The sequence below is a fragment of the Rheinheimera sp. UJ63 genome (assembly GCF_021568285.1).
GTDB classification, from domain to species: Bacteria; Pseudomonadota; Gammaproteobacteria; order Enterobacterales; family Alteromonadaceae; genus Alishewanella; species Alishewanella maricola.
This window is the reverse complement of the sequence record NZ_JAKGTQ010000003.1, coordinates 82,046-105,088: the sequence shown is the minus strand read 5'-3', so window position 1 is coordinate 105,088 and position 23,043 is coordinate 82,046. Positions and strand designations below refer to the sequence as shown.

15 protein-coding genes are annotated in these 23,043 nt (G+C 47.4%); 11 read left to right on the top strand and 4 right to left on the bottom strand.

Going from position 1 to position 23,043, the window contains the following annotated elements; all coding sequences use genetic code 11:
• Position 1 precedes the first annotated feature (1 nt).
• A complete protein-coding gene (locus L1N97_RS10640; protein ID WP_236129778.1) occupies positions 2 to 3,082 on the bottom strand; it encodes an efflux RND transporter permease subunit in 3,081 nt (1,026 codons plus the stop codon).
• The gene (locus L1N97_RS10635) at positions 3,079 to 4,155 is read right to left on the bottom strand and encodes an efflux RND transporter periplasmic adaptor subunit (protein WP_236129777.1); all 1,077 of its coding nucleotides are present in this window, start codon (positions 4,153 to 4,155) and stop codon (positions 3,079 to 3,081) included. The genes L1N97_RS10640 and L1N97_RS10635 overlap by 4 nt, the downstream gene beginning before the upstream one ends.
• A 410-nt stretch (positions 4,156 to 4,565) precedes the next feature.
• On the opposite strand from L1N97_RS10635, the gene L1N97_RS10630 reads away from it, so the two are divergent.
• From L1N97_RS10630 to L1N97_RS10600, 7 genes are all read left to right on the top strand, one after another.
• Complete coding sequence (locus L1N97_RS10630; RefSeq protein WP_236129776.1) at positions 4,566 to 7,037, top strand: S8 family peptidase; 2,472 nt, start codon at positions 4,566 to 4,568, stop codon at positions 7,035 to 7,037.
• Between the two features lie 186 nt (positions 7,038 to 7,223).
• On the top strand, positions 7,224 to 8,039 hold the full coding sequence (locus L1N97_RS10625; RefSeq protein ID WP_236129775.1) for a DUF6689 family protein: 816 nt from the start codon (positions 7,224 to 7,226) through the stop codon (positions 8,037 to 8,039).
• A 9-nt stretch (positions 8,040 to 8,048) separates the two neighbouring features.
• Entirely contained in the window at positions 8,049 to 8,900 is an 852-nt protein-coding gene (locus L1N97_RS10620) for a GAF domain-containing protein (protein WP_236129774.1), read from the top strand.
• 44 nt (positions 8,901 to 8,944) lie between these two features.
• Positions 8,945 to 12,268, top strand: coding sequence for a serine/threonine-protein kinase (locus tag L1N97_RS10615; protein WP_236129773.1), 3,324 nt, complete (start codon positions 8,945 to 8,947; stop codon positions 12,266 to 12,268).
• Entirely contained in the window at positions 12,258 to 13,001 is a 744-nt protein-coding gene (locus tag L1N97_RS10610; protein ID WP_236129772.1) for a sensor histidine kinase, read from the top strand. The genes L1N97_RS10615 and L1N97_RS10610 overlap by 11 nt, the downstream gene beginning before the upstream one ends.
• Positions 12,994 to 13,632, top strand: coding sequence for a response regulator (locus L1N97_RS10605; RefSeq protein WP_229585903.1), 639 nt, complete (start codon positions 12,994 to 12,996; stop codon positions 13,630 to 13,632). Before L1N97_RS10610 ends, L1N97_RS10605 begins: the two co-directional genes overlap by 8 nt.
• 111 nt (positions 13,633 to 13,743) lie before the next feature.
• Positions 13,744 to 16,209, top strand: a complete 2,466-nt coding sequence (locus L1N97_RS10600) for a S8 family serine peptidase (protein WP_236129771.1) — start codon at positions 13,744 to 13,746, stop codon at positions 16,207 to 16,209.
• 73 nt (positions 16,210 to 16,282) lie between these two features.
• On the opposite strand, the gene L1N97_RS10595 is transcribed toward L1N97_RS10600, so the two are convergent.
• Positions 16,283 to 16,927, bottom strand: a complete 645-nt coding sequence (locus L1N97_RS10595; protein WP_236129770.1) for a DsbA family oxidoreductase — start codon at positions 16,925 to 16,927, stop codon at positions 16,283 to 16,285.
• 77 nt (positions 16,928 to 17,004) lie between these two features.
• Positions 17,005 to 17,874 carry a LysR family transcriptional regulator gene (locus L1N97_RS10590; RefSeq protein ID WP_226751503.1) on the bottom strand — a complete coding sequence of 290 codons (870 nt, stop codon included), beginning with the start codon at positions 17,872 to 17,874 and terminating at the stop codon, positions 17,005 to 17,007.
• A 220-nt stretch (positions 17,875 to 18,094) separates the two neighbouring features.
• Between L1N97_RS10590 and L1N97_RS10585 the strand changes: the two genes are divergently transcribed.
• The 4 genes from L1N97_RS10585 to L1N97_RS10570 all read left to right on the top strand — a co-directional run bounded on the left by L1N97_RS10585 (position 18,095) and on the right by L1N97_RS10570 (position 22,888).
• A complete protein-coding gene (locus L1N97_RS10585) occupies positions 18,095 to 19,204 on the top strand; it encodes an S-(hydroxymethyl)glutathione dehydrogenase/class III alcohol dehydrogenase (protein ID WP_442967236.1) in 1,110 nt (369 codons plus the stop codon).
• Positions 19,205 to 19,291: 87 nt separating this feature from the next.
• Positions 19,292 to 20,155: an S-formylglutathione hydrolase gene (fghA, locus tag L1N97_RS10580; protein WP_236129769.1), complete on the top strand. Its 864-nt coding sequence runs from the start codon at positions 19,292 to 19,294 to the stop codon at positions 20,153 to 20,155.
• Positions 20,156 to 20,402: 247 nt separating this feature from the next.
• The gene (locus L1N97_RS10575; RefSeq protein WP_236129768.1) at positions 20,403 to 20,822 is read left to right on the top strand and encodes an HIT family protein; all 420 of its coding nucleotides are present in this window, start codon (positions 20,403 to 20,405) and stop codon (positions 20,820 to 20,822) included.
• Positions 20,823 to 20,893: 71 nt separating this feature from the next.
• On the top strand, positions 20,894 to 22,888 hold the full coding sequence (locus L1N97_RS10570) for a bifunctional metallophosphatase/5'-nucleotidase (RefSeq protein WP_236129767.1): 1,995 nt from the start codon (positions 20,894 to 20,896) through the stop codon (positions 22,886 to 22,888).
• The last annotated feature ends 155 nt before the right edge of the window (positions 22,889 to 23,043 follow it).

Genomic DNA, 23,043 nt, shown 5'->3' with positions numbered 1-23,043 from the left:
GTTATTCTGCCGTGGTTGCTATTGCTGGGTTGCGGCGAAATTTATCGCCCAACACCAGCAGAGCAGGGGTTAGAAACAGCGTTAATATCGTGGCAAAGGTTAAACCTCCGGCGATGGCACTCGATAGCTGTGTCCACCACATGGTCGAGGGTGCACCAAAACCTAAACTGGGTTCCAGTAAGTTAACATTCACTGATAGCACCATCGGCATTAAACCCAGCACCGTGGTAATTGACGTCAATAACACCGGCCTTAGGCGTAAACAGCCTGTTTCTAACGCCGCACTGACCGCAGTATGGCCTTCCGCGCGAAATTGATTGTAGGTATCAATTAACACAATATTGTTGTTTACCACGATACCGGCCAAACCAATAATTCCCATGCCCACCATCACAATGCCAAAACTTTGGCCATTGATCAGCAAACCCAACAAAACGCCTGCGGTAGACAGTACAATGGCGGATAAAATCAGTAAACTTTGATACCAGCTATTAAATTGCGCCAGCAAAATCATCAGCATAATAAAGATAGCAATCACAAAAGCGCCCAGTAAAAAACTCATGGTTTCTTGTTGATCGGCATCTTCACCGGCGGTTTGAATCATCACCCCGTCGGGAAGCGTAATGTCGGCAGAGCGCAGTGCACTTAAACGTTCTGTTAACTGATAACCTTCTGCTAAATCGCTTTTGATGGTGATGGCACGGTTACTGTCAACGCGTTTAATTACACTGGTTTTGGGGGAGGGCACCACATTGACAAAGTTACTCAGCGGCACCTGACCTGAGGTGGTTGCTACGGTTAACCGTGTTAACTGACTGAGCGAGCGTTCGTTATGAGGAAAGCGTACCCGAATATCGACTTCATCACTGGCGTATTCAGGACGAAACCGAGCCAGTAATAAGCCATTACTGACCAATTGAATGGCATTGCCGACGGTTAATACATCCGCACCAAAACGGGCGGCTTCGGCGCGGTTCACTTCTACTCGCCATTCGATACCCGGTAAATTACGATCATCTTCAATATCGACAAAACCACCGAGTTGCTGCATGTTGGCAATGACCAACGCGGTTGCCGCATCAATTTGCGCTGGATCTTGTGAGGTAATTAATAACTCCACCGGTTTACCCGCAGCAGGGCCTTCTTGCTGTTGGCGAAACTCCAGCATAATGCCGGGGATATCGGCGGTCAGTTGCCGCATATCGTGTAATATAGCTGCCGCAGGGCGGCGTTGATCCCAATCAATAAATTGAAACTGCAAGGTGCCGACGACATCAGCCGTTAGCTCGCCACCCGCACTGGCCATTGAGCGTGCATATAAGGCTTTCACTTCAGGTAAATGCAATAAACGCTGCTCCACTTTTTGCAGCAAAGCATCTTTTTCAAAAATGGACATGTCACCGCGTGCCCGCACCCAGACTTGCGCCGATTCTGGCTCTACGGCAGGGAAAAACTCAGTACCATAGTTAAATTTGGCATAAGCAAAATACACCAAAATAATTGCCGATAGCGTAAAAGCCAAGCTGCGACCAGGCCAATGTAACACTAAGCTTAACGCGCGACGATAGCCCGCGCTAAAACGGTTTGCCGGTTCAGCAATATCGGGTGCCGGTGGTCGATAACGGCCAAGGCTACCCATCACCGGTAAGAAAATGAGCGCCATCGCCATGGATGCTAGCAAACAGACAATCACGGTCGCCGGTAGGTATTTCATAAATTGCCCGACCATGCCTGGCCAAAATAACAAGGGCACAAACACAGCAAGGGTAGTGCAGGTAGAGGCGATGATAGGCCATGCCATTCTATCGGCGGCATTGAGCCAAGCGGTTTTGCGATCTTGCCCTTCTTTACTGAAACGGTCAGCTAATTCAGATACGACAATCGCGCCATCAACTAACATGCCTGCCACTAAGATTAGCGCGAACAACACGATAATATTCATGGTAAAACCCAGTACCCAGATCAGCATAATGCCCGCAAAAAAAGCGCCAGGGATAGTGATGCCCACCAATAAGGCACTGCGCAGCCCCATGGTAGCGATAATCAAAATTAACACTAACACCACGGCGGTCAGCACATTGTTAAGCAGATCCGACAGCATGGTTTCAACCTGCACAGATTGATCCATGATGTAGTCTATTTGCAGCCCCTCTGGAAATTGTTTGCTGGCCTCGGTTAATAACGCCTTGGTTTGCTCAATACTGGAGATAATATTGGCGCCACTGCGTTTTTTTACTTCGAGTACCACGGCGGGCTGGCCATTGATGCGGGCAAAGCCTTGTGGATCTTTAAAGCTGCGATTGACGGTCGCAACATCGCCAAAGGTGATGACCGTATCGCCACTGACTTTAATGGGCATCGCCAGCACATCGGTAAGATCTTCAATGATCCCAGGCACTTTTAATGCCATACGCCCCGCACCGGTATCTAAACTGCCGGCGGCGACTAAGCGGTTATTGTTGCTGACTAACGAGAACAGCTGTTGATAATCCAGGCCATAGCTTTGCAATACTTGTGGATCGACGACAATCTCCAGTAAATCTTCCCGATCACCGCCAATGTCGACTTCTAATACTTCCGGAATGGCTTCAATTTGTTCTTTTAATGCACGGGCAATGCGCACCAAAACTTCTTCGGCGATGGGCCCCGATAACCCAACTGACAGCACCGGAAATAACGCCACGTTGATTTCATTGACCGTGGGCTCTTTGGCTTCTGCTGGCAGTTTCGCGCGAGCGGCATCTACTTTTACTCGAACATCCGCCAAGGCTTTATCTGCATCAAAACCCGCATCAAACTCTAGCATCACCGAGGCATGACCTTCGCTGGCGGTGGAGGTCATTTTTTTAATGCCCTCTAACGAGCGTAATTCGTGCTCCATCGGCCGCACCAGTAATCGCTCACCGTCTTCTGGGCTGATGCCATCGAGCGACATCGACACATACATCATCGGAATGGCAACATCGGGGTTGGCTTCTTTTGGGATGACGATATAGGCGGTTAGGCCTGCAGCAAAAATAAACAGCAACAGCATAATGCTGGCTCGACTGCGGTCAATCGCCGCGGCGATTAACGCTCTCATTCGCTGACTCCGCGCTGTACTGTCACGGCTTGGCCGACTGCAACAAAACCTGCGCCTTGTATGATCAATTCCGCTTGTGCTGGCAGGCCTGTGATCCAAGCGCTATTGTTGTCGGTGCTTAATAAACTGATGGGGTAAAACTGCACTACACCGTTTTCTACCGTGTAAAGACCAAGCCGACCTTGTGGGTCAAGTCGTAATAACGCCGGTGAGATCTGATGAGCCTCCACTGCCGACAAGGCAATCACCAAGGTCGCACTGGCACCAGCGAGTGGCTGTAACTGAGGATTCGCCACGGTAGCTTCAATATAATAACTGCGGCTTTGTGCATCAGCGACGGGGCTAATAAAACTGAGACTGCCGTTAAGCTGTTGGCCGTTCATTAAGTTGACTGCTACGGTTTGACCCAGCGATAACTCTGCTACGCGTTGTTGTGGCACTTGCGCCGTTACTCGTAATTGACTGATATCCACTAATTGAAACAGTGTATCGCCAACTTGTACTCGGCTACCCGGATCGCTGTAACGACGTGCTAGCACACCATCAAAGGGAGCCGTAGGCTGAGTGTGGGCAAGATTTAATTCCGCCTCGGCTAAATTGGCTTCTGCACTGGCTAAGTCACTTTGTAAGCGTGCTAATTCGGTTTTACTCACAAATTGTTGGCGGGTTAATTGTTGAGCGCTTTGCAGTTCACTTTGTCGTAAATGATACAGTGCTTTGGCTTGCTGTAAGCGGGCGGTGCGTCCTTCATCACTTAATTGCAGTAGCTTTGTCCCTTGTTTGACCTTATCGCCTTGCTCGACGTTTAATTGCAGTAGCTGTCCGGCAACTTGGGCTTTTATGTCAATGCTGTGCCAAGCCATTATTTGCCCCTGTAACTGCTGCGTTGCAGGGTAGGCTGAGGCATTCGATAACTGTGTTTGCACGGTAAAAGCAGCAGAAGGGGTAGGCGCGGCGGCTTCTGGCGCTTGCTGGGAGGCTTGGCGATGATCCGCAAAGATTAACCAGAGCGCTAAAAGCAGAGTAAGTAAGATAGCTAAGAATAACGGTGACTTAACGCGAGATAACAGCATAAACAGCTCTTTATAACAATATTACCGCTAATTTAATCAGTTTTAAGCTGTTTACACAAAAGGTAAATGTAACAAAACGTAGCAACGAGCAAGTCAAACTTCTCGATATATTTTTCGTTATGAGAAAGACAAAATAACAGACTGACTAATAAATGATGTTTATACAGGTAAAACAGTAAGTTCTATTTTTACTGAATGAGTTTAGCTGCACCCAAACACTTTTAATTGCGGTGATACGTTTTCAAAAAGGCTAGCGGTAACGCCCTTGTTTTGTTGTTAAATACCGATTGGCTAGGGGATTTTACCTATTGAGCTAGGGGATACACCCGATGTTTAAGATTGATCGCGCAAGGCACAGTAAAGGCTAGGTTGTGCATAAGACACAACAGTTAAAATACCAGGAGAGCCTTATGCTTTATCGTAAACTGACCAATACCTTACTTACCGTGGCGCTGGCAGGTTTTTCATTATCTGCAGCAGCTCAAGCTGTTATCGGTTCACAGTTATCTGAAAAACTGCAAACAGTACCTAGCACCGAACAAATGATGGTGGTAGTGACCTTTGATCAACTCGACCCTTTAAATACATCGCAATTACAGCGTTTAATCAATTTAGGCGTCACCCAAGCGGTGCAATTTAAGTCGTTGCCGATTATTGGTGTGCTGGTAAACCCAGCGCAGATCAATCAAATTGGCGCGATGAGCGATGTGCGCTCGGTCTTTCTTAACTCGAAGTTAGACTATTTTAATGCCGAGGCACGCGAGTTAACCGGCGTTGATCGTCTGCAATCTCAAGCTTATATCGATCGTAATGGGTTAAGTTACACCGGGAAAGGGGTCACCGTGATGATTCACGATTCCGGTATTGATGCCACCTTGGATGATTTAGCCTATGGCGACAAAGTTGTACAAAATGTGCAAGCGGTCACGCATGCCCAAGCGATTAGTTTAACCGGTGTCTCGGGTGTGTTAATTGAGAATCAATTGAATACTGATACCAACTCTGGACATGGTACTCATGTTGCGGGCACGGTGGCAGGCTACGGCAGTCATTCAGATGGCAAGTACAAAGGTGTCGCCGTGGATGCTGATTTAGTCGGTTATGGTTCAGGTGGCGGTATCGCCATTTTAGATGCCTTGGGTGGCTTTGATTACGCGATTACCCGCGTGTTTGATTTTAGAAGCCCGATCCGTGTCATAAGCAACTCATGGGGCAGCAGTGGTAAATATGATCCAAACGGCCCCATTAGTATTGCCTCTTATAAAGCGTACAAATTAGGAATCACCACGGTATTTGCCGCCGGTAACTCAGGCCCAGGTGAAGACACGCATAACCCTTATGCACAAATCCCTTGGGGTATTTCTGTCGGTGCAGGTACAAAAAGCGGTGAGTTGATTGGTTTTTCTTCACGCGGTGAGCGTTTCGAAACCGGCGATTTCACTATGCCAGATGGCAGTGAGTGGACTTATCGTAATGAAGTGACGGTAGTCGCACCGGGTGTCGATATTATTTCTAGCCGCGCTAAAACAAATTTATCTGCGAATGGTGGTGATGCTGATATCGAGGCGATTGAACCAGAGTATTTACCGTTTTATACCATGATCTCGGGTACCTCAATGGCAACACCGCATGTCTCTGGCATTATCGCCTTAATGTTAGAAGCTAACCCCGATCTTCAACCACTGGATATTAAGCGTATATTACAGGAAACGGCGACCAACATGCCTGGCTATGAGCGCTTTGAAGTGGGTACGGGGTATGTCAACGCACATGCTGCAGTGGCTGCAGCCTTGGGTGAAAAAGAGGGCTATCGTGCTACGGTTAATAATATAAATACCTTTAATGCTAATGCTTTATTGCGTCCTGCAGATGAAGCTCTGCCTTTTGAGTTACTGTATGCTCCAGTGGGTGAGCCAGAAGTATTTCCTTTTGAAGTCGGTGCTGATGTCATCAGAATTTCTGCTTCAGCGGCACCGTTAGCCAATACCGTAAAATTAAAACTGACTAGCCCAACCGGTGAAGAATACTTAGGTAGCTTATCTACTCCGGTACTCAGTGATGTCAGTAAAGTCTCTGCGCCCGCTACCCCTGGTACTTGGAAATTATCGGTCTATGGCTTGACTTCCCTGTCTGGTGTCAATCCGGATCCATTAGGTTTAACCAATGGCCCAGGTGCGCCTGAGTTTGTCAGTGGCAACATTACCTTTTTATTGTCTGATGGCTATACCGGTTTAAATGATATGCAAGGTCATCCAGCTGAAAATGCGGTGCAATATGCGGTGAATGAGCGCTTGATGGATGGTTTTAACACCAAAGTATTTAAACCCGATCACACCTTAAAGCGTGGCGACTTAGCGCAATATTTAGTGATGGGCGCTTCAGTTCGCCAATATCGGGCACACTTAAATGAGCCCGCTATTGTCACGGCAGATACGATTCCGGCCAGTGTTAAACCTTTTGCTGATGCGGTATTGGCCACCGGTGGTGCGTTAAAAGATCGAGTACAACAGCAAAGCCCGGTATTACCCCTGCAAAATGGTAAATTTAATGCCGGCGCTGCCGTAACACGTGATGTCTTGGCGTATAGCATGGTGCAAGCATTGGGGTTACAACAGCAAGCGGCCGCCTTTAGTGGTGAGATCACGGTAGACTATCGCGGACAACGGGTGCCTGTGCTGGATACGCAAGATATTGCGGTAGCTATGCGCGGCCATGTGCAAACAGCGTTAAATCTGAGCTTGATGAATGTGCGTTTTGCAGTACAGCAAGGGCCATTTGATTTAGAACCACGCTTGGTTGCTTATTTTGAACCCGCTCGGGCGGTAAAACGCGGCGAATATGCGGTTTCAGCAGGCGCCTTAGCGGATTATTATCTAAACTAAGCGAACAGCGTGATGATAAAGGCAACTTCGGTTGCCTTTTTTTATCGATAAATACAGTGTGGGCGCTGTAATTATCGACCTAGGGGAAATCCCCTATTTATTTCTTCGTGTTAATACTGCAGTATGCATAGTAAGCTTTACTCGAACTGACAGTTTGCACTGTAATCGCCTATTAACGGAGTCATTATGTTAAGAACAATTCTGCTAGGATCTTTAATGTTGTTAAGCAGCATGTCGTTGTTTGCCAGCACGTACCCCGTTCATATCAGTGGCAACACGGCGGAAACCACCATTACGTTGCCTGGTGGATATGAAGTGGATGTGGCATTAACCTTTGAAAATGTGATGGGGTTAACCGCACAAAACCTCAATATTAGCGCCTATGTGGCTAATCCGTTGTCTGCCGATATCAGCAGTCGTCTTGCCAGCCAGTTAATTTCTCTGCAAGCGGCTTACCCTGTGGTGATAAGAATTGAGCCGCTGGCCAACAGTGGTTTTAGTTTCTCTGGGCCATTGGTCATTGATTTGCACACGCACAATTTGCAATACAGTTTAAATACGCCGTTACGACTGTATAAATCTCACGACGGTGCGGCTTTTGAAGATATTACCGTGGCCACCGGAGCGGGTAGTATCCGAGCGCGCGGTAAAATGGGTGAATTATCAGATTTTATTATCGTGGCTGATGTGCGCCCAGTAGCGCAGGTCATTAATCAAAAAGTGCTTAAGTTGGAGCAGCGTTTAAGCCAGTTTGCTAATCAAATTGCTCCTGATTTGTTAGTGTCACTGCAACAAAGTGTCAGTATTATCCGTAGTGAATGCAGTGCTGTGCGTTATCAACTGGCGCTTGCTGAAATTAAAAAACTGCAAAAACTGATCAGTAGCGCTAATGCTGCGCAAATGCCCAATGTTTGGCGCTCAGCCCGTGATGTCGATAATGTATCAGGGGTGTTAGATGGTGCAGCTGAAACGCTAGCTTATTCTCTGCGTTTAGCGATCTAGGCCGATGACATGAATGCGCAACTGACCGTCATCAGCGCGAAACGCGCGGCCGACCAGTTTCTGTTGGCAGATAAAGCCACTTTCTATCTGGGCCGTGCGCCAGAGAACGACATTGTGATCCAAGAACCGTCGGTTTCTCGCCAGCATGCCAAGCTCGTCTACAGTGAAGCATTTTGGTTGATGTCTGATCTGAACAGTATGAACGGTTTGCGCAGTCAGGGGATTCAGCAGCAATGTTGTTTATTGGAAGATGGCAGCATTGTTGTGGTAGGTAATGTGCCTGTGCTATTTAACGCTATCGAGCCATCAGCACTGCTACGCCAGCAGCAATATGATGATTGGCGTGTGCAGCAAGCCGCTCAACTGAATGCACAAGTGCTTAGCAACAGTAAAGCCGATCTGCAACATCTGTTGTCTGAGGCGTTAAAACTCTGCCAAATGCAGCGCGCGGCATTGTTACTCGGTTCGGATTTAACCTCACTGAAATTGCATTGCAGTTTGGGGGTTAGCAAGGAAGCGCAAGATCAAGCCAGTTTCTTTGGTAGTGTCGGGGCATTACAAAGCGTACTCAATAGTCAGCAACCGTTGGTAGCAAATGATATTTCGCAACACCAAGCGTTGTCGCAACGTGCCAGTATTAAATTAAAGCAACTTTCTGCCACAGCATGCTTACCCTTACTGTGTCAGGGCAAGCTGTTAGGGCTGTTTTATGTTGACAGCCAACAGCCAAGTAAATACCTGTCAGCACTCGACTTTGAGTTGCTGCAAACGCTGGTTAATAACCTGACATTGACCTTATTTAGCCAACAGTTAGATGAAGAATTACAAAAATTCTCGGTAAATAACCGGCAATTCAGTTAAAAAACCATTAGTATTGATCATAGAGCCCAATGTATTACTGAGGCATGCTGTTGTTAAGTACTGATGATCACACCCAAGAGTTACCTGCTATTACCGGACAAGCCGCCGGCGATGTCTTGGCCAAGCGCTTTCGTTTAGTAAAATTACTGGGCAATGGCAATAATGGCAGCGTGTTTCTAGCCGAAGATTTGCATCTGCATTGCAATGTCGCGTTAAAAATCCTGCATAACAGCCTACTAGACTCCACCGTAACTACGGACAAAGTCCGTCAAGAAATCTTATTAGCCCGGGGTATCTCGCACCCTAATGTGATCCGCGTCCATGATTTTTATTTAGCAGCAGACTGTGCTTTTTATACGATGGACTACATTAGCGGTATTTCCTTAGCACAATACCGCTTGCCGCAAGATAAACATCAAGAAGCGGTAGCCGAACACATTGGTGCGCAATTAATTGATGCCGTAGAAGCTATTCACCGGCAAGGCATAGTGCACTGTGACATTACCCCACAAAATGTTTTACTTGATGGCGATAATCGCCTGTATCTTCTTGATTTAGGCTTAGCGGCAGCATTAAGTGAAGTGTCACACCAAAGTTGCACCCCGCTCTATAGCGCCCCTGAGGTGTTACAAAGCGCCCAACACAGCGCTCAGAGTGATTATTATGCTGTTGCCGTTACACTTTATCAGTTGCTCACTGCAGATTTGCCTTTCAATCAAGCTGATATGGGCCAGCAACTCGCGGCCAAATTACAAAGTAATCCGCCACTGGATAAAATCAGCAAAGACTTTCCGCGCTGGCGCAGTTTCTTTTTACAAAATTTAGCTGCGCACCCGCAACAACGCAGTCAAACAGGTCAGCAGCTAAAACAGCTGTGGTTAACACAAACGGCGGCTAACAAAGCAAAAAGACAGGTTAATATTGCTAGTCTATTGTTGTTGGCTGCGGTCATCGGTATTGTGTTTTTTATGCTGTTACCGCGTAAGGAAGCCCCTAATGCAACGCAAGACGAGCAAGCCTTAACGCTGCCTATCGCGTTGGCGGTGTTACCTTTTGCTGTTCAAGCCGATAATCCACAACAAACTGCGGTGCAAGGCTTAGTGCAGCAAGTTATCTTTGAACAATTAAGATCGAAAAATATCCGCTTGATCCCGCCGCAGCGGGTGCAAACCACCTTACAGCATTTGGGGTTTGTTACTCCGCTAAATGATAAGCAGCTGCAAGATTTAGCCAGCTTGCTCGGTGTGGATGTTATTTTGACCAATCAAATTACTGTGTTAGACAGTAAAGTGGAGTTAGCCGCAACCTTAACTGATATGCGGCAACCGCTATTACCGCAGCTGTGGTCTGATCGACAAAGCATCGTTTTAGACTCGGTATCAGCAGGTGTGCTTAAGCAAATGAATGCCATGCTTATGGCGTTAAACACCAAAAGTGATCCGGCTATTGCTGAAGTGCAGCCTTTACCCGATGCTGCCCAGCAGTTATACAACCAACTAATGCTAGCGCAAGCGAATAACAACACACAGCAGCTACAGAGTTTATTACAGCAGTTTCAGCAACGTTTTCCGCAGCTGGCTATTGGCTATTTATTGGCAGCAGAATGGCATGAACAACAGCAAAATTGGCTGCAAGCAGAAAATCTGTATGCTCAAGCCGTGCAGCAATCGACACCTCACAGTTATGAGCATTTATTATCGAATGCTCGCTTAGCTGCGTTACAAGAGCAGTACTCGTTAGCGGATGATAACTACCAGCTTTTGCTCCAAGCAAAACCATTTGATACGGCGTTGACGATGGAGTACGCCAACTTCTTATCGCTGCAAAACCGCTATCAAGATGCCAGCGGACAATTACAGCTTTTGGCGACAGTAGATAAAACCAACCCAGAAATATTTTTGCAGCTAGGCAAGTTGGCCATTCGCACGGGCGATATTAGCCGGGCGGTTGATGAGTATTTATTGCAAGCGCAAGTGTTGTTTACCCGGTTAAAAAATAAAGCGGGCCTTGCTGATGCCTTAAATGCGGTTGGTGTAGCGATGCAACGGCAAGGCAAGTTTAGCGAAGCCGTGCCACATTATTACGACGCGTTAGCTTTATTTGAGCAAGTAAATGATTTACCTGGCATGGCAAAAGCGTCCTCAAATCTAGGTTTTGTTTTATTTGTTTCAGGCGAGGTGCATCAAGCTCGGCAAATGTTGCAGCAGGCTATGAAATATTTTAAACAATTAAATGATAACAATGGTGTGGCAGGGACTATTGATAGCCTAGGTTTACTGGCAGAAGAACTTGGCGAGTATCAGCAAGCACAACGCTATTACGCTGAAGCTTTTAGTATCCGAAACCAATTAGGCGATAGCTGGAAAATTACTGAAAGTTTGATCAATCTTGGTTACATTTATTTTGTGTTATCGGAGTTTGAGCAATCGCAAGTCTATTTAAAACAAGCCGAACAAAATGCGGTTGCCAACAATGATGCGCTCAGTTTAATTAAAGTACGGCAAAGCTTAGCCCAGCTAAAAATTCAGCAAGGGGAGTGGGGCCAAGCATTTCGGTTATTTAAATCGACCAGTGAAGATGCTGAAGCCTTAGATCTGACTGAAGATAAGTTAATTGCTGAAGCTTTTTTAGCTAAGTTAGCGGCGTTGCATGGTAATTTTATGCAAGCAGAAACACAGTTACTTGTGTTTATTGAGCAAGCGCAGGCAGAGCAAGACCCCAGAGCGGTGCTTGAATTTAGACTATGGTTAACCGAGCTTTATCAAAATAGTGCGCAGTACGACAAGGCAGAGACACAGCTAACCCTGCTGCGTGACAGCATGTCCGTTTCATCGAATAATGAACAAAAACAAAGCCTAAGTTTATTGACCGTTAATCAACTGATTGGTACCGGGCAAATCCAACGAGCCGAGCTGCATGTCAAACGACTACAGGACACATTGCAAGCACAGCCACTGCCGCGATTAGAGCTAAAAGCCTTTATTGCCCAGCAACATATTCAGTTTATGCAAGGACAACCACTGGATAGTTTACCGGTCGCTTATGAAACCTTTATGCGCCATCATGTACCTGAGCGCTTACTGTGGCTTGAGTTGCAGGCATTAGCTGCGGCGAAACAGGGCCAAACAGAAGTGGTAGGGCTATTACTGAATCAAGCCTTACCCTTATTACGCCGAGCCACCAGTTATTGGCGCAGTTTTGCCTTTGAATATTTACAGCAACGCTTTAACCAGCCCGATCGGGCTGATCACACCTTTAATTTAGCGGATACGGCAGAATTTGAACGATTACTGCAACAAACGCCGGAGCCTTATCGACAGGCTATTCAAACACGAGAAAAGGCGATGATGTCAGGTTATGTCAAATAACAACGAGCAACAGATCCAACAGCAGTTAACTCGGCTGCACTTTCAACAAAAGCAACTGCAAACACAGTTAGCTGAAAATAATAGCCGTATGCAGCATATTTTGCGGCGGGTTTGGCAATTAAATGACACCACGCAAAAACGCATTGCCAATGATTTACACGATGGTGTTGGTCAAGTACTCACTGCATTGGTCAACGAGTTAACCGCTATTGATAATTCAGACCCGCAACTACAACGCGCTTTAGCATTAGCGGAGTTGGCGTTAAAAGATACCCGGCATATATCACGATTGTTACGCCCGCCGGTGCTGGATGATCTGGGGTTACACGCGGCATTAAGCTGGTTAGTTCGACAAATTACAGAGAGTTGTCCTACGCTCAACATCAGCTTAGTTATTGCGGCGGATTTGCAGTTAGCTGATGAGTTACAAATTATGGTGTTCCGAATATGTCAGGAAGCCCTGAACAATGTCGTGAAATATGCACAGGCAACACAAGCTCAGGTCGCCATTAAACAAGATCGTGAAGGCCTTAAACTGATCATCACTGATAATGGTATTGGTTTTGAACTAGACGAACAGTCGCAAAAAGGCGTCGGATTATGCAGTATGCAAGATCGTGCCGCGTCTTTTGGTGGTCGCTGTTTAATTGAAGCGGCTGCCGCTCAAGGTTGCAAAATTAGTATTATGATCCCCCATGAACAAACATCGAGAGAGCGAGGTCAAAATGATTAGTGTGGTAGTTGCTGACGATCACGATATCGTGCGCCAAGGCTTAGTCAGTATTATTGATCAGGCTGATGATTGTAAGGTGGTGGGGCAAGCCGTGGATGGTGTTGAAGCACTGGCGTTGTTAGAGCAGCTATCACCCGATGTGTTAGTGGTCGATATTAGTATGCCTAGGGTGAATGGCTTGGAAGTCGTACGACAAGCGAATCAACGCTTTAAGCAATGTCAGGTGTTAGTGCTAACCATGCATGAAGAAGAAGAGTACGTGATCCACATGGTGCGTGCTGGCGCCAGTGGTTATTTAGTGAAATCGAGTGCCGGCCAGCATTTACTCAGTGCGGTGCGGCATTTGGCGGTGGGTAAAACCTATTATTGCCAGTTTGCCTCACAGGCGTTAGCAGAGCAGTATCGCAACCCGAATGAGAACCTGGATGACCCGTATAAAAATTTGACTGAGCGCGAGCGCGAGGTGTTTCACTTGGTTATTTCTGGCGCTTCAACTAAGGATATCGCTAGGCTACTGGACATTAGTGTAAAAACGGCAGAAAACCATCGCGGTAAAGTGTTAGAAAAATTAAATATGCATAACTCTATTGAGTTGGTGCGTTACGCTGCTAAAAAAGGCTTATTGGATTAAAAATACACATACTAGGTAGAAAAGCTACTGCTGCTAGGGGGAAGCCCCTATGGGATAGTCAAATAGAGTATGTGACTCTGGAATAGAACTTCCTAGTCGTCCGAGGCACATATGAAAACTAAAACTAAATTAACCTTGTTATCTCTCTCTTTGGCTATGGGGCTGTCTGCCTCTAGCCTTCACGCTAAAACATTAGACCCTGCACTGGTCAGCATTATGCAACAAGCGCCCGCCGGTACCTTACATCAAGTGATCATTACGTTTGATCAACAAGGCGCACCGCATAACAGCCAACTGAATATGTTGTCTTCAATGGGCATCAGTGGTGTTAGCTTACATAATTTACCTATCGTCGGCGCAGTGGCCACTGCAGAGCAAATTCAGCAAATTTATGCCCGTAATGATGTGTTGTCTGTATGGCACAACGCGCCTATGAGCTTAGAAAATAATGAATCAACCGCCATTACCGGTGTACAACAATTACGCGCGGATCAAAGCCTACGCAGCAGCGGTATGCCGTTTTCCGGTCGCGGCATCGGCGTGGTGGTGAATGACTCCGGCGTTGATGGTTCTCATCCGGATATCCGCTTTCCTAACCACACCGTGCAAAACGTGCTAGCACAAACTAATTTAAATAGCTTCTCGGGCATTCTGCCGATCACTTATCAAGAAAATGTTGAAAACACCGATATTGCAGGTGGGCACGGTTCGCATGTTGCTGGGATCATTGGTGCGAATGGCGCGCAGTCTTCTGGCAAGTATGCCGGTGTGGCGCCCGGTGCCAAAATTATTGGTTATGGCTCAGGCGCAGGCTTATTTATCCTGGATACCTTGGGCGGTTTTGACTACGCCTTAACGCACCAGTATGACTACAACATTCGGGTAATCTCCAACTCGTTTGGTAATACCGGTGATGTCGGTACCCCTTTTAATCCTGATGATCCTACCAACGTTGCGACTAAAGCATTAAGTGATAATGGCGTGATTGTGGTGTTTTCTGCGGGTAACTCAGGCTCTGGCGAGTCAACTATTACCGGTAATTTCAAAAAAGCGCCTTGGGTCGTCACAGTCGCCGCTGGCGATAAAAGTGGTGCTTTAGCCAGTTTTAGTTCACGTGGTACCAAGGGGAATGGCGGGCAGGTTGAAGTCGGTGGCGAAATGTTTAATTGGGTCGATGAGCCGACTATTACTGCACCCGGTGTCGATGTTGTATCGGTGCGCGCCTCGTTATCGAGTTTAAGTGCGTTAAGCCTAACCGATGACAGTGAAATTATTGAACCGCAACACTTACCGTACTACACGCTGAGCAGTGGCACCTCAATGTCTGCACCGCATATCTCAGGCGTAGTGGCCTTAATGCTGGAAGCGAATCCTAATTTAAACTGGCGAGATGTAAAACGTATTCTACGGGATACCGCAACCAATATGTCAGGGCGTGAGTCATGGGAAGTGGGTGCCGGTTATGTCAATGCACATGCTGCAGTGCAAGCAGCACGGGCGATGGATAATCGTTTTGGTGATACGGTAAAGCAAAACCGGCAGTTTAATGCCCAAGCATTAACGTCGATTGCCGCCAGCTTTACGCAACCGGTAAATTTCAATCCTGTTGGTGAACCTGAGGTTGAAACTTTTGAAGTGGATAGCAGCATTTCGCTGGTCAGTGTTAAAGCACGTGTCAGTGACAATACTGTTGCGCTGGTACTTGAAGATCCCAATGGTAAACGTTATGGCTCAGGTGTGGCGCTACCAGTATTAGGTGAAAATATTGGTTTATCGGCCGCAGGTGTGGCGGGTACTTGGAAAATTTATGTGCGTGGCGTCGGTGGTTTAAGTGGCGTAGCGTTAGATCCACTGGGTGTGACTAATGGTTTTGGTATACCTGACACCATTAATGCGCAAATAAAATTGGTGCGTACCGATGGCTACGTGGGGCTCGGTGATGTGATTGGCCATCCTGCACAAGGCTTTATTGAGTATGCAGTAGCAGAGCAGTTGATGGACGGTTTTAGCTATGGCTTTGATCCTGATAGCAAAATCACTAAAGCCCAATTAGCTGATACGATGGTATTAGCGGGTGCGGTGCGCCAGAGCAATAAGGGCGATCAGTTAAATTACACTGATACCAATGGTGATACGGCTGCTGCAGCGAATGCGGTGACTATGAAAGGTGGTGCATTAAAAGATTTACGCTTCGTGCAACAGCCAGTGATTAAACCGGTATCAAGCAGCAAGTTTGGCGTTAATAATAAAGTTACGCGCGCTGAACTGGCCTATTCGTTGGTGCAAACGTTGGCGAAACAAGCCGATGCGGCGAACTTTAACCCCGCCTCAAACTTGAAAGTATTCGCCTTTAATCAATGGATTGATGTGGCAGACAGCGCACTGATCAGTCCTGAGTTAAAAGGTTATGTGCAAAAAGCCTTAGATCTCGGTTTAATGAATGTGCAGTTTAGCCTGACTCAAGGACCTTTTGATGCAGAGCCGGTGATCAAAGCGCACTTCTCGCCAAATGAAACGTCGAGCCGTGCTGCACTGGCCATGTCATTAACCACCTTGCATCAGCTGATGGCACAATAAATAATCCCAACCTTACCGTGTTTGGTGAACCACAACAGCGTGCCTGCTGTTGTGGTTTTTTCTTTTATGATTTTTAGGGTGTTTCAGCAGCAATTTGACGCAGTGAAGCGGCTAATTGCTGTGGTTCTTGTGCGCCAGAAATCAGGTATTTGTTATTAATGATAAAGGCCGGCACCGAGGAAATACCGGCTTGTTGGTACTTAGCAATATCAGCAGATACGATATCGGCGAAGTCATTACTGGCTAAGATCTGTTCTGCTTGCGTTTGATCTAAACCGGCATTTTTCGCACATTCTGCCAGCACTGATCTATCAGCCACATTGGCTGCTTCACCAAAATAGGCATCAAACAGTGCCAGCTTCATGGCGGTGGCTTTTTGTTGTGTGTCGGCCCATTTGACTAAGCGATGCGCATCAAAGGTATTACAGGTTTTGCGCTGCTGTAACTGGCTAAAATTGATGCCGAGGCCGCTGGCGATTTGCATCATATTGGCTTGCGCTTGGCGCATTTCTTCTTCACTTTTACCGTATTTACGGCTAAGTGCCGGTAAAATTGCTTCTTGTGGCGCGTTTTTATCCGGATTTAATTCAAAGGCGTGCCACTCTAAGGTGACGGCTAATTCCGGTGCCAGTGTTAATGCCTGCTCTAAGCGGGCATAGCCGATAGCGCACCATGGGCAGGCAATATCAGAAACTAAATCGATTTTTAACGGCGTCATGCAGCTAGATCCTTGTGATGTTAAAAGCCAGTGAAACAATGTGTATAACAGAACGATGAGGGCGACAGGCGCGCGTTTCAACTCAGCTTTGATGCTAAATAGTCCACGAGGACCCGCACTTTAGCGGATAAATGCCGATTTTGTGGATAGATAGCCCAAATACCCTCATCCGGTTGCCGCAGTTCACTAAGAACCGCCACCAACTCGCCTTGCTGCAAATTGTCACTGACATAGTAGTCAGGTAATTGCACTAAACCCAGCCCTTTGAGGGCGGCATCGCGCAGTGCCACGCCACTATTGCAAACAATACGGCCTTGTGGCTTAAACTGAACGATTTTTCCTTGCTGCATAAAGCGCCAATTCGCTACGGTGCCGGTGAGGCATTGATGCTGCGCTAAGGCTGTTAGGCTAGTGGGTGTGCCATGCTGAGCTAAATAGGCCGGCGCTGCCACCACATATTGTGTGCGGCTGGCCAGTTTGCGGGCAATCAAACTTGAGCTTTCTAAGGTGCCAAGTCGAATAGCCAGATCATAGCCGCCTTGCACCAAATCCAGTTTGTTGTTGCTAAGCTGCAAATCTAATTCAGTGTCGGGGTAGCGCAGCATAAAATCATGTAGCAGTGGGGCAATTCGGGTTTCACCATAAAAAACCGGTGCGGTCAGTTTAATTTGGCCGCGAGGCGTCGCTTTGAGGTTGGCCAGTGTGCGGTTTGCTTCATCTAAACTGGCAACCAAATGCCGACAATGCTGTAAATACAATAAGCCTTCTTCAGTCAGACTGACACTGCGGGTACTGCGATACAGCAGTTTAATGGCAAGACTCGCCTCTAATTCAGCAATGTTACGACTGACTTGTGCGACCGAAATGCCTAACTGTTTAGCGGCCTTGGTAAAACTCTGTTGCTCAGCCACGGCCACAAACTCACTAATGCCGATCCATTGTTTCATTAAAATGCCATTGTTATTGTTATTCGCCAGAACGCTTGTCACTTTTTGCGTCAATCGCCTTGATCATAGTACAAAGCGCTACATTTTTGCAAAAATGAAAAACTGATTTGCATTTTAATGCTATTCAACCTGATATGGAAAAAATCAAAATCAGGTTACACTTAACCCCATAGTAAAATCTTCCTGTGTAACTTTTTAAAAGGATCAACAGATGAACATGATTAAAACACGTGCCGCCGTCGCTTGGGGCCCAGGTCAACCGTTAACCATTGAAGAAGTCGATTTAATGCCGCCACAAAAAGGCGAAGTGTTAGTGCGTATCGTGGCTACCGGCGTGTGCCATACCGATGCCTTTACCTTGTCTGGTGAAGATCCAGAAGGCATTTTTCCGGCTATTTTAGGGCACGAGGGCGGTGGTATTGTCGAGGCCGTCGGAGAAGGAGTCACTTCAGTGGCAGTAGGCGATCATGTGATCCCACTGTACACCCCAGAGTGTGGTAAATGTAAATTCTGTTTGTCGGGCAAAACTAACCTGTGCCAAGCCATTCGTGCCACTCAAGGCAAAGGCTTGATGCCTGATGGCACCACCCGTTTTTCAAAAGACGGTAAGCCAATTTATCACTATATGGGCACGTCCACCTTTTCTGAGTACACGGTATTACCAGAAATTTCACTGGCTAAAATTAATAAAGAAGCCCCGCTGGAAAAAGTCTGCTTACTCGGCTGTGGTGTCACTACCGGCATGGGTGCAGTAATGAATACCGCCAAAGTAAAAGAAGGCGATACCGTCGCAGTGTTTGGTTTAGGCGGCATCGGCTTATCGGCGATCATTGGTGCTGTTATGGCCAAAGCCAGCCGCATTATTGCCATTGATATTAATGAAGATAAATTTGCGATCGCCAAACAACTGGGCGCGACTGATGTGATAAACCCGAAGCATTTCGACAAACCGATCCAAGAGGTGATTGTTGAGATGACCGATGGTGGCGTGGATTTCTCGTTTGAATGTATTGGTAACGTCAACGTGATGCGCTCCGCTTTAGAATGTTGTCATAAAGGCTGGGGCGAATCGGTGATTATTGGTGTGGCGGGTGCCGGACAAGAGATCTCAACCCGGCCATTCCAGTTGGTTACTGGCCGCGTATGGCGCGGTACGGCCTTTGGTGGCGTAAAAGGTCGCAGCGAATTACCGGATTATGTCGAGCGTTATTTAAACGGTGAGTTTGAACTTGATACCTTTATTACGCATACCATGCCGTTAGAGGACATCAACAAAGCCTTTGATTTAATGCATGAAGGCAAGTCGATCCGCACCGTAATCCACTTCTAAAGCTTATCACTAACACGCCTTAGCGCTTTTGCTTTGGCGTGTTAGGCCGATAGGCATCTTGCGCTTTTCGATATTAAGAGGCCGCGTATGACAACTTCTTCTGCACTTATCGCTGTTAGCGAACAACGCTGTTTTGGTGGCAAACAACTGCGATTTAAACATCAATCTGCGGTGCTGCACTGCGAAATGCAATTTTCAGTATTTTTACCGCCGCAAGCAGAGCAACACAAGGTACCTGCACTGTATTGGTTATCAGGTTTAACCTGTACCGACGAGAATTTTTCCAGCAAAGCCGGGGCGCAGCGTGTGGCTGCAGAGCTTGGGCTGGCGCTAATCATGCCCGATACCAGCCCTCGTGGCGCCGATGTTGCTGATGATCCAGATGGGGCTTATGACTTTGGCTTAGGGGCCGGCTTTTATGTTAATGCCACTGAAGCGCCTTTTGCTGCGAATTATCAGATGTATGATTATATTTTGCAGGAATTACCGGCACTGCTGCAGGCAGAGTTACCACTGAGCGCGGCTAAAGCAATCAGTGGTCACTCGATGGGCGGGCACGGTGCTCTGGTCATTGGCCTGCGTAACAATGCCGAGTATCGCAGTATTTCTGCTTTTTCACCCATTTGTCATCCGATGAATTGTGCTTGGGGCCAAAAAGCGCTGCGCGGTTATCTCGGGGCCGATGAAACAAAATGGCAGCAATACGACGCTGCTTATTTGCTGGCGAAGCAGGGCAGTCAGCTGCCGATTTTAGTTGATCAGGGGCTCAGTGATAACTTTTATCCGGCACAGTTGCAAACCGACAGCCTGGTTAAAGCCGCAGAGCAAGCAGGCGTGGCCGCTGAAATCCGTTTGCAAGCAGGCTATGATCACAGCTACTACTTTATCGCCAGTTTTATCGAGCAGCATTTGCGCTTTCATGCCCGTCATTTAGGCTTAACTGGCGCTTAGCGAGCTTTGTTTTATGAGCAGTGACGGTATCGTGTTATGCCGTCACCTTCACAGGCCCTGTGCTCGCGGTTTCTAGTTAACCCCCACCGTTAATGGGCCTTGCACACTGGGTATTAGCAACAACATGTCGTCACTGCACCGGCGATTTTTCAGGCTAGTGCATAACAAAGCGCAGTGCACTGCTACCTTGTTGCCGTTCATGCTGGCATAATCGGTAAACGTTAATAAACCCAGCCAGGAGCACCTTATGAGCTATCAAGATAACAACGTTTTCGCCAAAATTTTACGTGGTGAATTACCCTGTTTTAAAATTTATGAGGATGAACACAGCTTAGCCTTTATGGATATTATGCCGCAGGCGGATGGTCATGCTTTAGTGATCCCCAAATACCCGGCAGAAACATTGGCTGAACTTCCTTTAGATTATGCAGCTCCTTTGCTCGCGACGGTGCAAAGAGTGATGGCTGCGCAAAAAACGCTGCTAAAAGTGGAAGGCATCGTCTTGATGCAACTCAATGGTACTGCTGCGGGGCAAACGGTGCCGCATTTGCATTTTCATCTGATCCCAACGCATTTAAGCGAATTAAAACGCCACGGTGCTGAGCAAGGTGATATGGGGCATATCAAAGCGCAAGCGGCTGAATTGGCAAAGTTATTAACGCAATAAGCGCAGATTAACCGCAGTGGCCATCGCCAAGGTAAGCGGCTAACTCAGGTGTAAAAATACGGAAACCACTGATGCAAAAGCAAACGGTCATACTACTGGCTTTAACGCTGCTGTTAGGCAGTTGTACTCATCAAACCGAACGGTTTACACCTGTAACGGCAACAACGGGCTTGCAGCTGCAAATTATTCATATTAATGATACCCACTCCCAATTTGATGCCTCACCCGCTAAGTTATTTGGGGCGGCAGAGCAGCCGCTTTATACCTTTATTGGTGGTCATCCTCGGGTACTCAGCCATGCGCGCACGTTACGCCAGCAAGCTGCCAATGAGGGGTTGAGTAGTTTATTTTTACATGGTGGTGATGCTTTTAAAGGCAGTGCATATTTTGAATTGTTTGAGCATGAAATTAATATCGACATTCTTAATCGCATGCAGCTGGATGCGATGGCGCTGGGAAACCATGAATTTGATATCGGCCTTGAGAAATTAGCGCAATTTGCCAGCCAAGTTAATTTCCCGGTGTTAGCCGCTAATGTCGATAGCCGCGCCGAGCAGCGTTTAGCCAAGGTCGAGAATTTAAAGCCGTTTCAATTATTTCGTTTAGTGGATCAGCAATGGCAACCGACCTCTTTACCGATTAACCCTGATGAACCGGTGCTGGCGGTGTTTGGCTTGGCACTTGAGGATATGCGCGCAATGGTGCCTGATACCGGCGCCTTAGTGTTTGCCGATGAAGTCGCGTCTGCCCAACAAACGGTAGATTATTTACAACAACAGGGTGTCAAACATATCGTAGCGTTAACCCATTTAGGGCATCAGCGTGATCTTACCTTGGCCGCTAAAGTGAATGGTATTGATGTGATTGTTGGCGGGCATTCGCATACCTTACTTGGCGATTTTCGGCAGTGGTCGCTAGGCCAGCAAGCGCCGTATGCCGAGCAAATTCGTAATGCCGATGGCAAGGCCATCACCTGCGTGGTGCAAGCCGGACAGTTTGCGCAAGCCGTCGGTGCTTTAACGGTGAGCTTTGATCGGCAAGGCCACATCCATCGTTGCGATGGGCAAAACACCTTACTGGCCAGTCAGCAGTTATATCACTCGGCTTTGCGCCAAGCCGATAGCCAGTTACAAGGCGAGCCACTGGCTGAGCAATTAGGTTTTATTGCCGCGTTAGCGCGCACGGCCATTACTGAAGAAGATGCTAACTTACGCCAAGTGCTGGATGAGGTTTATTTACCTGCCGTGCAACAAGCCTATGGGCAGCAAATCAGTGCACTGGAGCAAACCCTTTCCCATGTGCGTTTACCGGGTTCGGGCGGCAGTGATCAACATGGTTCGCTTTTAGCGGCGCATATCACCGATGGCATCCAATATTGGTTAAATAGCCGTGCGCGAGCGGAATTGGGGCAGCCGGTTGATTTTACTTTGCTGGGGGCGGGCAATATTCGCAGTGATTTAACCGCCGGTGCCGTGTTCGAAGGGCATATTCGTTTAGAAGTATTACCCTTTGCTTCTGCGCTCAGTGTTTTAACCGTAAGCGGAGCCGATGTGCTGGCATTATTGCAGCAAACCATCAGCGCTACCTTACCGGCCGGTGCGCATGCTGGGAAGTTTCCGTACAGCAGTCATTTACGATATACCGCAACAGAGCAAGCGGATGGCCGTTTAGTGCTTACAGATGTTGCGGTATTACAACAAGGGCAATGGCAAGCACTGCTGCCCGAGCGGCAGTATCGTCTTGCTACAACGGATTATTTAGCCAATGGCAATGATGGCTGGCATAAGCTGCAACAAGTACAACAAAACGGCAGCGATCGGCGAGATATTATTTTGCTGAACGGTCAGCCAAAAGCGTTTGCGGTTAAACGGGTGCGCGCCGAGCAAGATGCCAGTGGTAAAACAGCTTATATACCGGAATATGCACAAGCGGCTGGCTTACCTTGTCAGCAAACTAACACGGATTGTAAAGTACCGGCCGAGGCGTTTATTCGTTATCTGCAAGATCATCCGGCGCTATGGCAACAGACAAGGCTTGCAACGGTGACGCTTCAGCGCGCACCATAGGGCGCTTCGCTTGATGGTTGCGCAGAGCGATGGCCTGAACTGAGCGCTCTTATTCCAACTTGGAATAGCGAAGAAGAAAATCGAACTTTATTGTTATTGAGTTTTCGCCTTAAGATACGGTTTTAGGCGTAGCTTAACCTACTGCGCCTGCTAGG

Excerpts from the sequence above, each read along its gene's own strand:
- L1N97_RS10640 (WP_236129778.1), bottom strand. The coding sequence starts at position 3,082 with ATGAGAGCGTTAATCGCCGCGGCGATTGACCGCAGTCGAGCCAGCATT.
- L1N97_RS10635 (WP_236129777.1), bottom strand. The coding sequence starts at position 4,155 with ATGCTGTTATCTCGCGTTAAGTCACCGTTATTCTTAGCTATCTTACTT.
- L1N97_RS10630 (WP_236129776.1), top strand. The coding sequence starts at position 4,566 with ATGCTTTATCGTAAACTGACCAATACCTTACTTACCGTGGCGCTGGCA.
- L1N97_RS10625 (WP_236129775.1), top strand. The coding sequence starts at position 7,224 with ATGTTAAGAACAATTCTGCTAGGATCTTTAATGTTGTTAAGCAGCATG.
- L1N97_RS10620 (WP_236129774.1), top strand. The coding sequence starts at position 8,049 with ATGAATGCGCAACTGACCGTCATCAGCGCGAAACGCGCGGCCGACCAG.
- L1N97_RS10615 (WP_236129773.1), top strand. The coding sequence starts at position 8,945 with ATGCTGTTGTTAAGTACTGATGATCACACCCAAGAGTTACCTGCTATT.
- L1N97_RS10610 (WP_236129772.1), top strand. The coding sequence starts at position 12,258 with ATGTCAAATAACAACGAGCAACAGATCCAACAGCAGTTAACTCGGCTG.
- L1N97_RS10605 (WP_229585903.1), top strand. The coding sequence starts at position 12,994 with ATGATTAGTGTGGTAGTTGCTGACGATCACGATATCGTGCGCCAAGGC.
- L1N97_RS10600 (WP_236129771.1), top strand. The coding sequence starts at position 13,744 with ATGAAAACTAAAACTAAATTAACCTTGTTATCTCTCTCTTTGGCTATG.
- L1N97_RS10595 (WP_236129770.1), bottom strand. The coding sequence starts at position 16,927 with ATGACGCCGTTAAAAATCGATTTAGTTTCTGATATTGCCTGCCCATGG.
- L1N97_RS10590 (WP_226751503.1), bottom strand. The coding sequence starts at position 17,874 with ATGAAACAATGGATCGGCATTAGTGAGTTTGTGGCCGTGGCTGAGCAA.
- fghA (WP_236129769.1), top strand. The coding sequence starts at position 19,292 with ATGACAACTTCTTCTGCACTTATCGCTGTTAGCGAACAACGCTGTTTT.
- L1N97_RS10575 (WP_236129768.1), top strand. The coding sequence starts at position 20,403 with ATGAGCTATCAAGATAACAACGTTTTCGCCAAAATTTTACGTGGTGAA.
- L1N97_RS10570 (WP_236129767.1), top strand. The coding sequence starts at position 20,894 with ATGCAAAAGCAAACGGTCATACTACTGGCTTTAACGCTGCTGTTAGGC.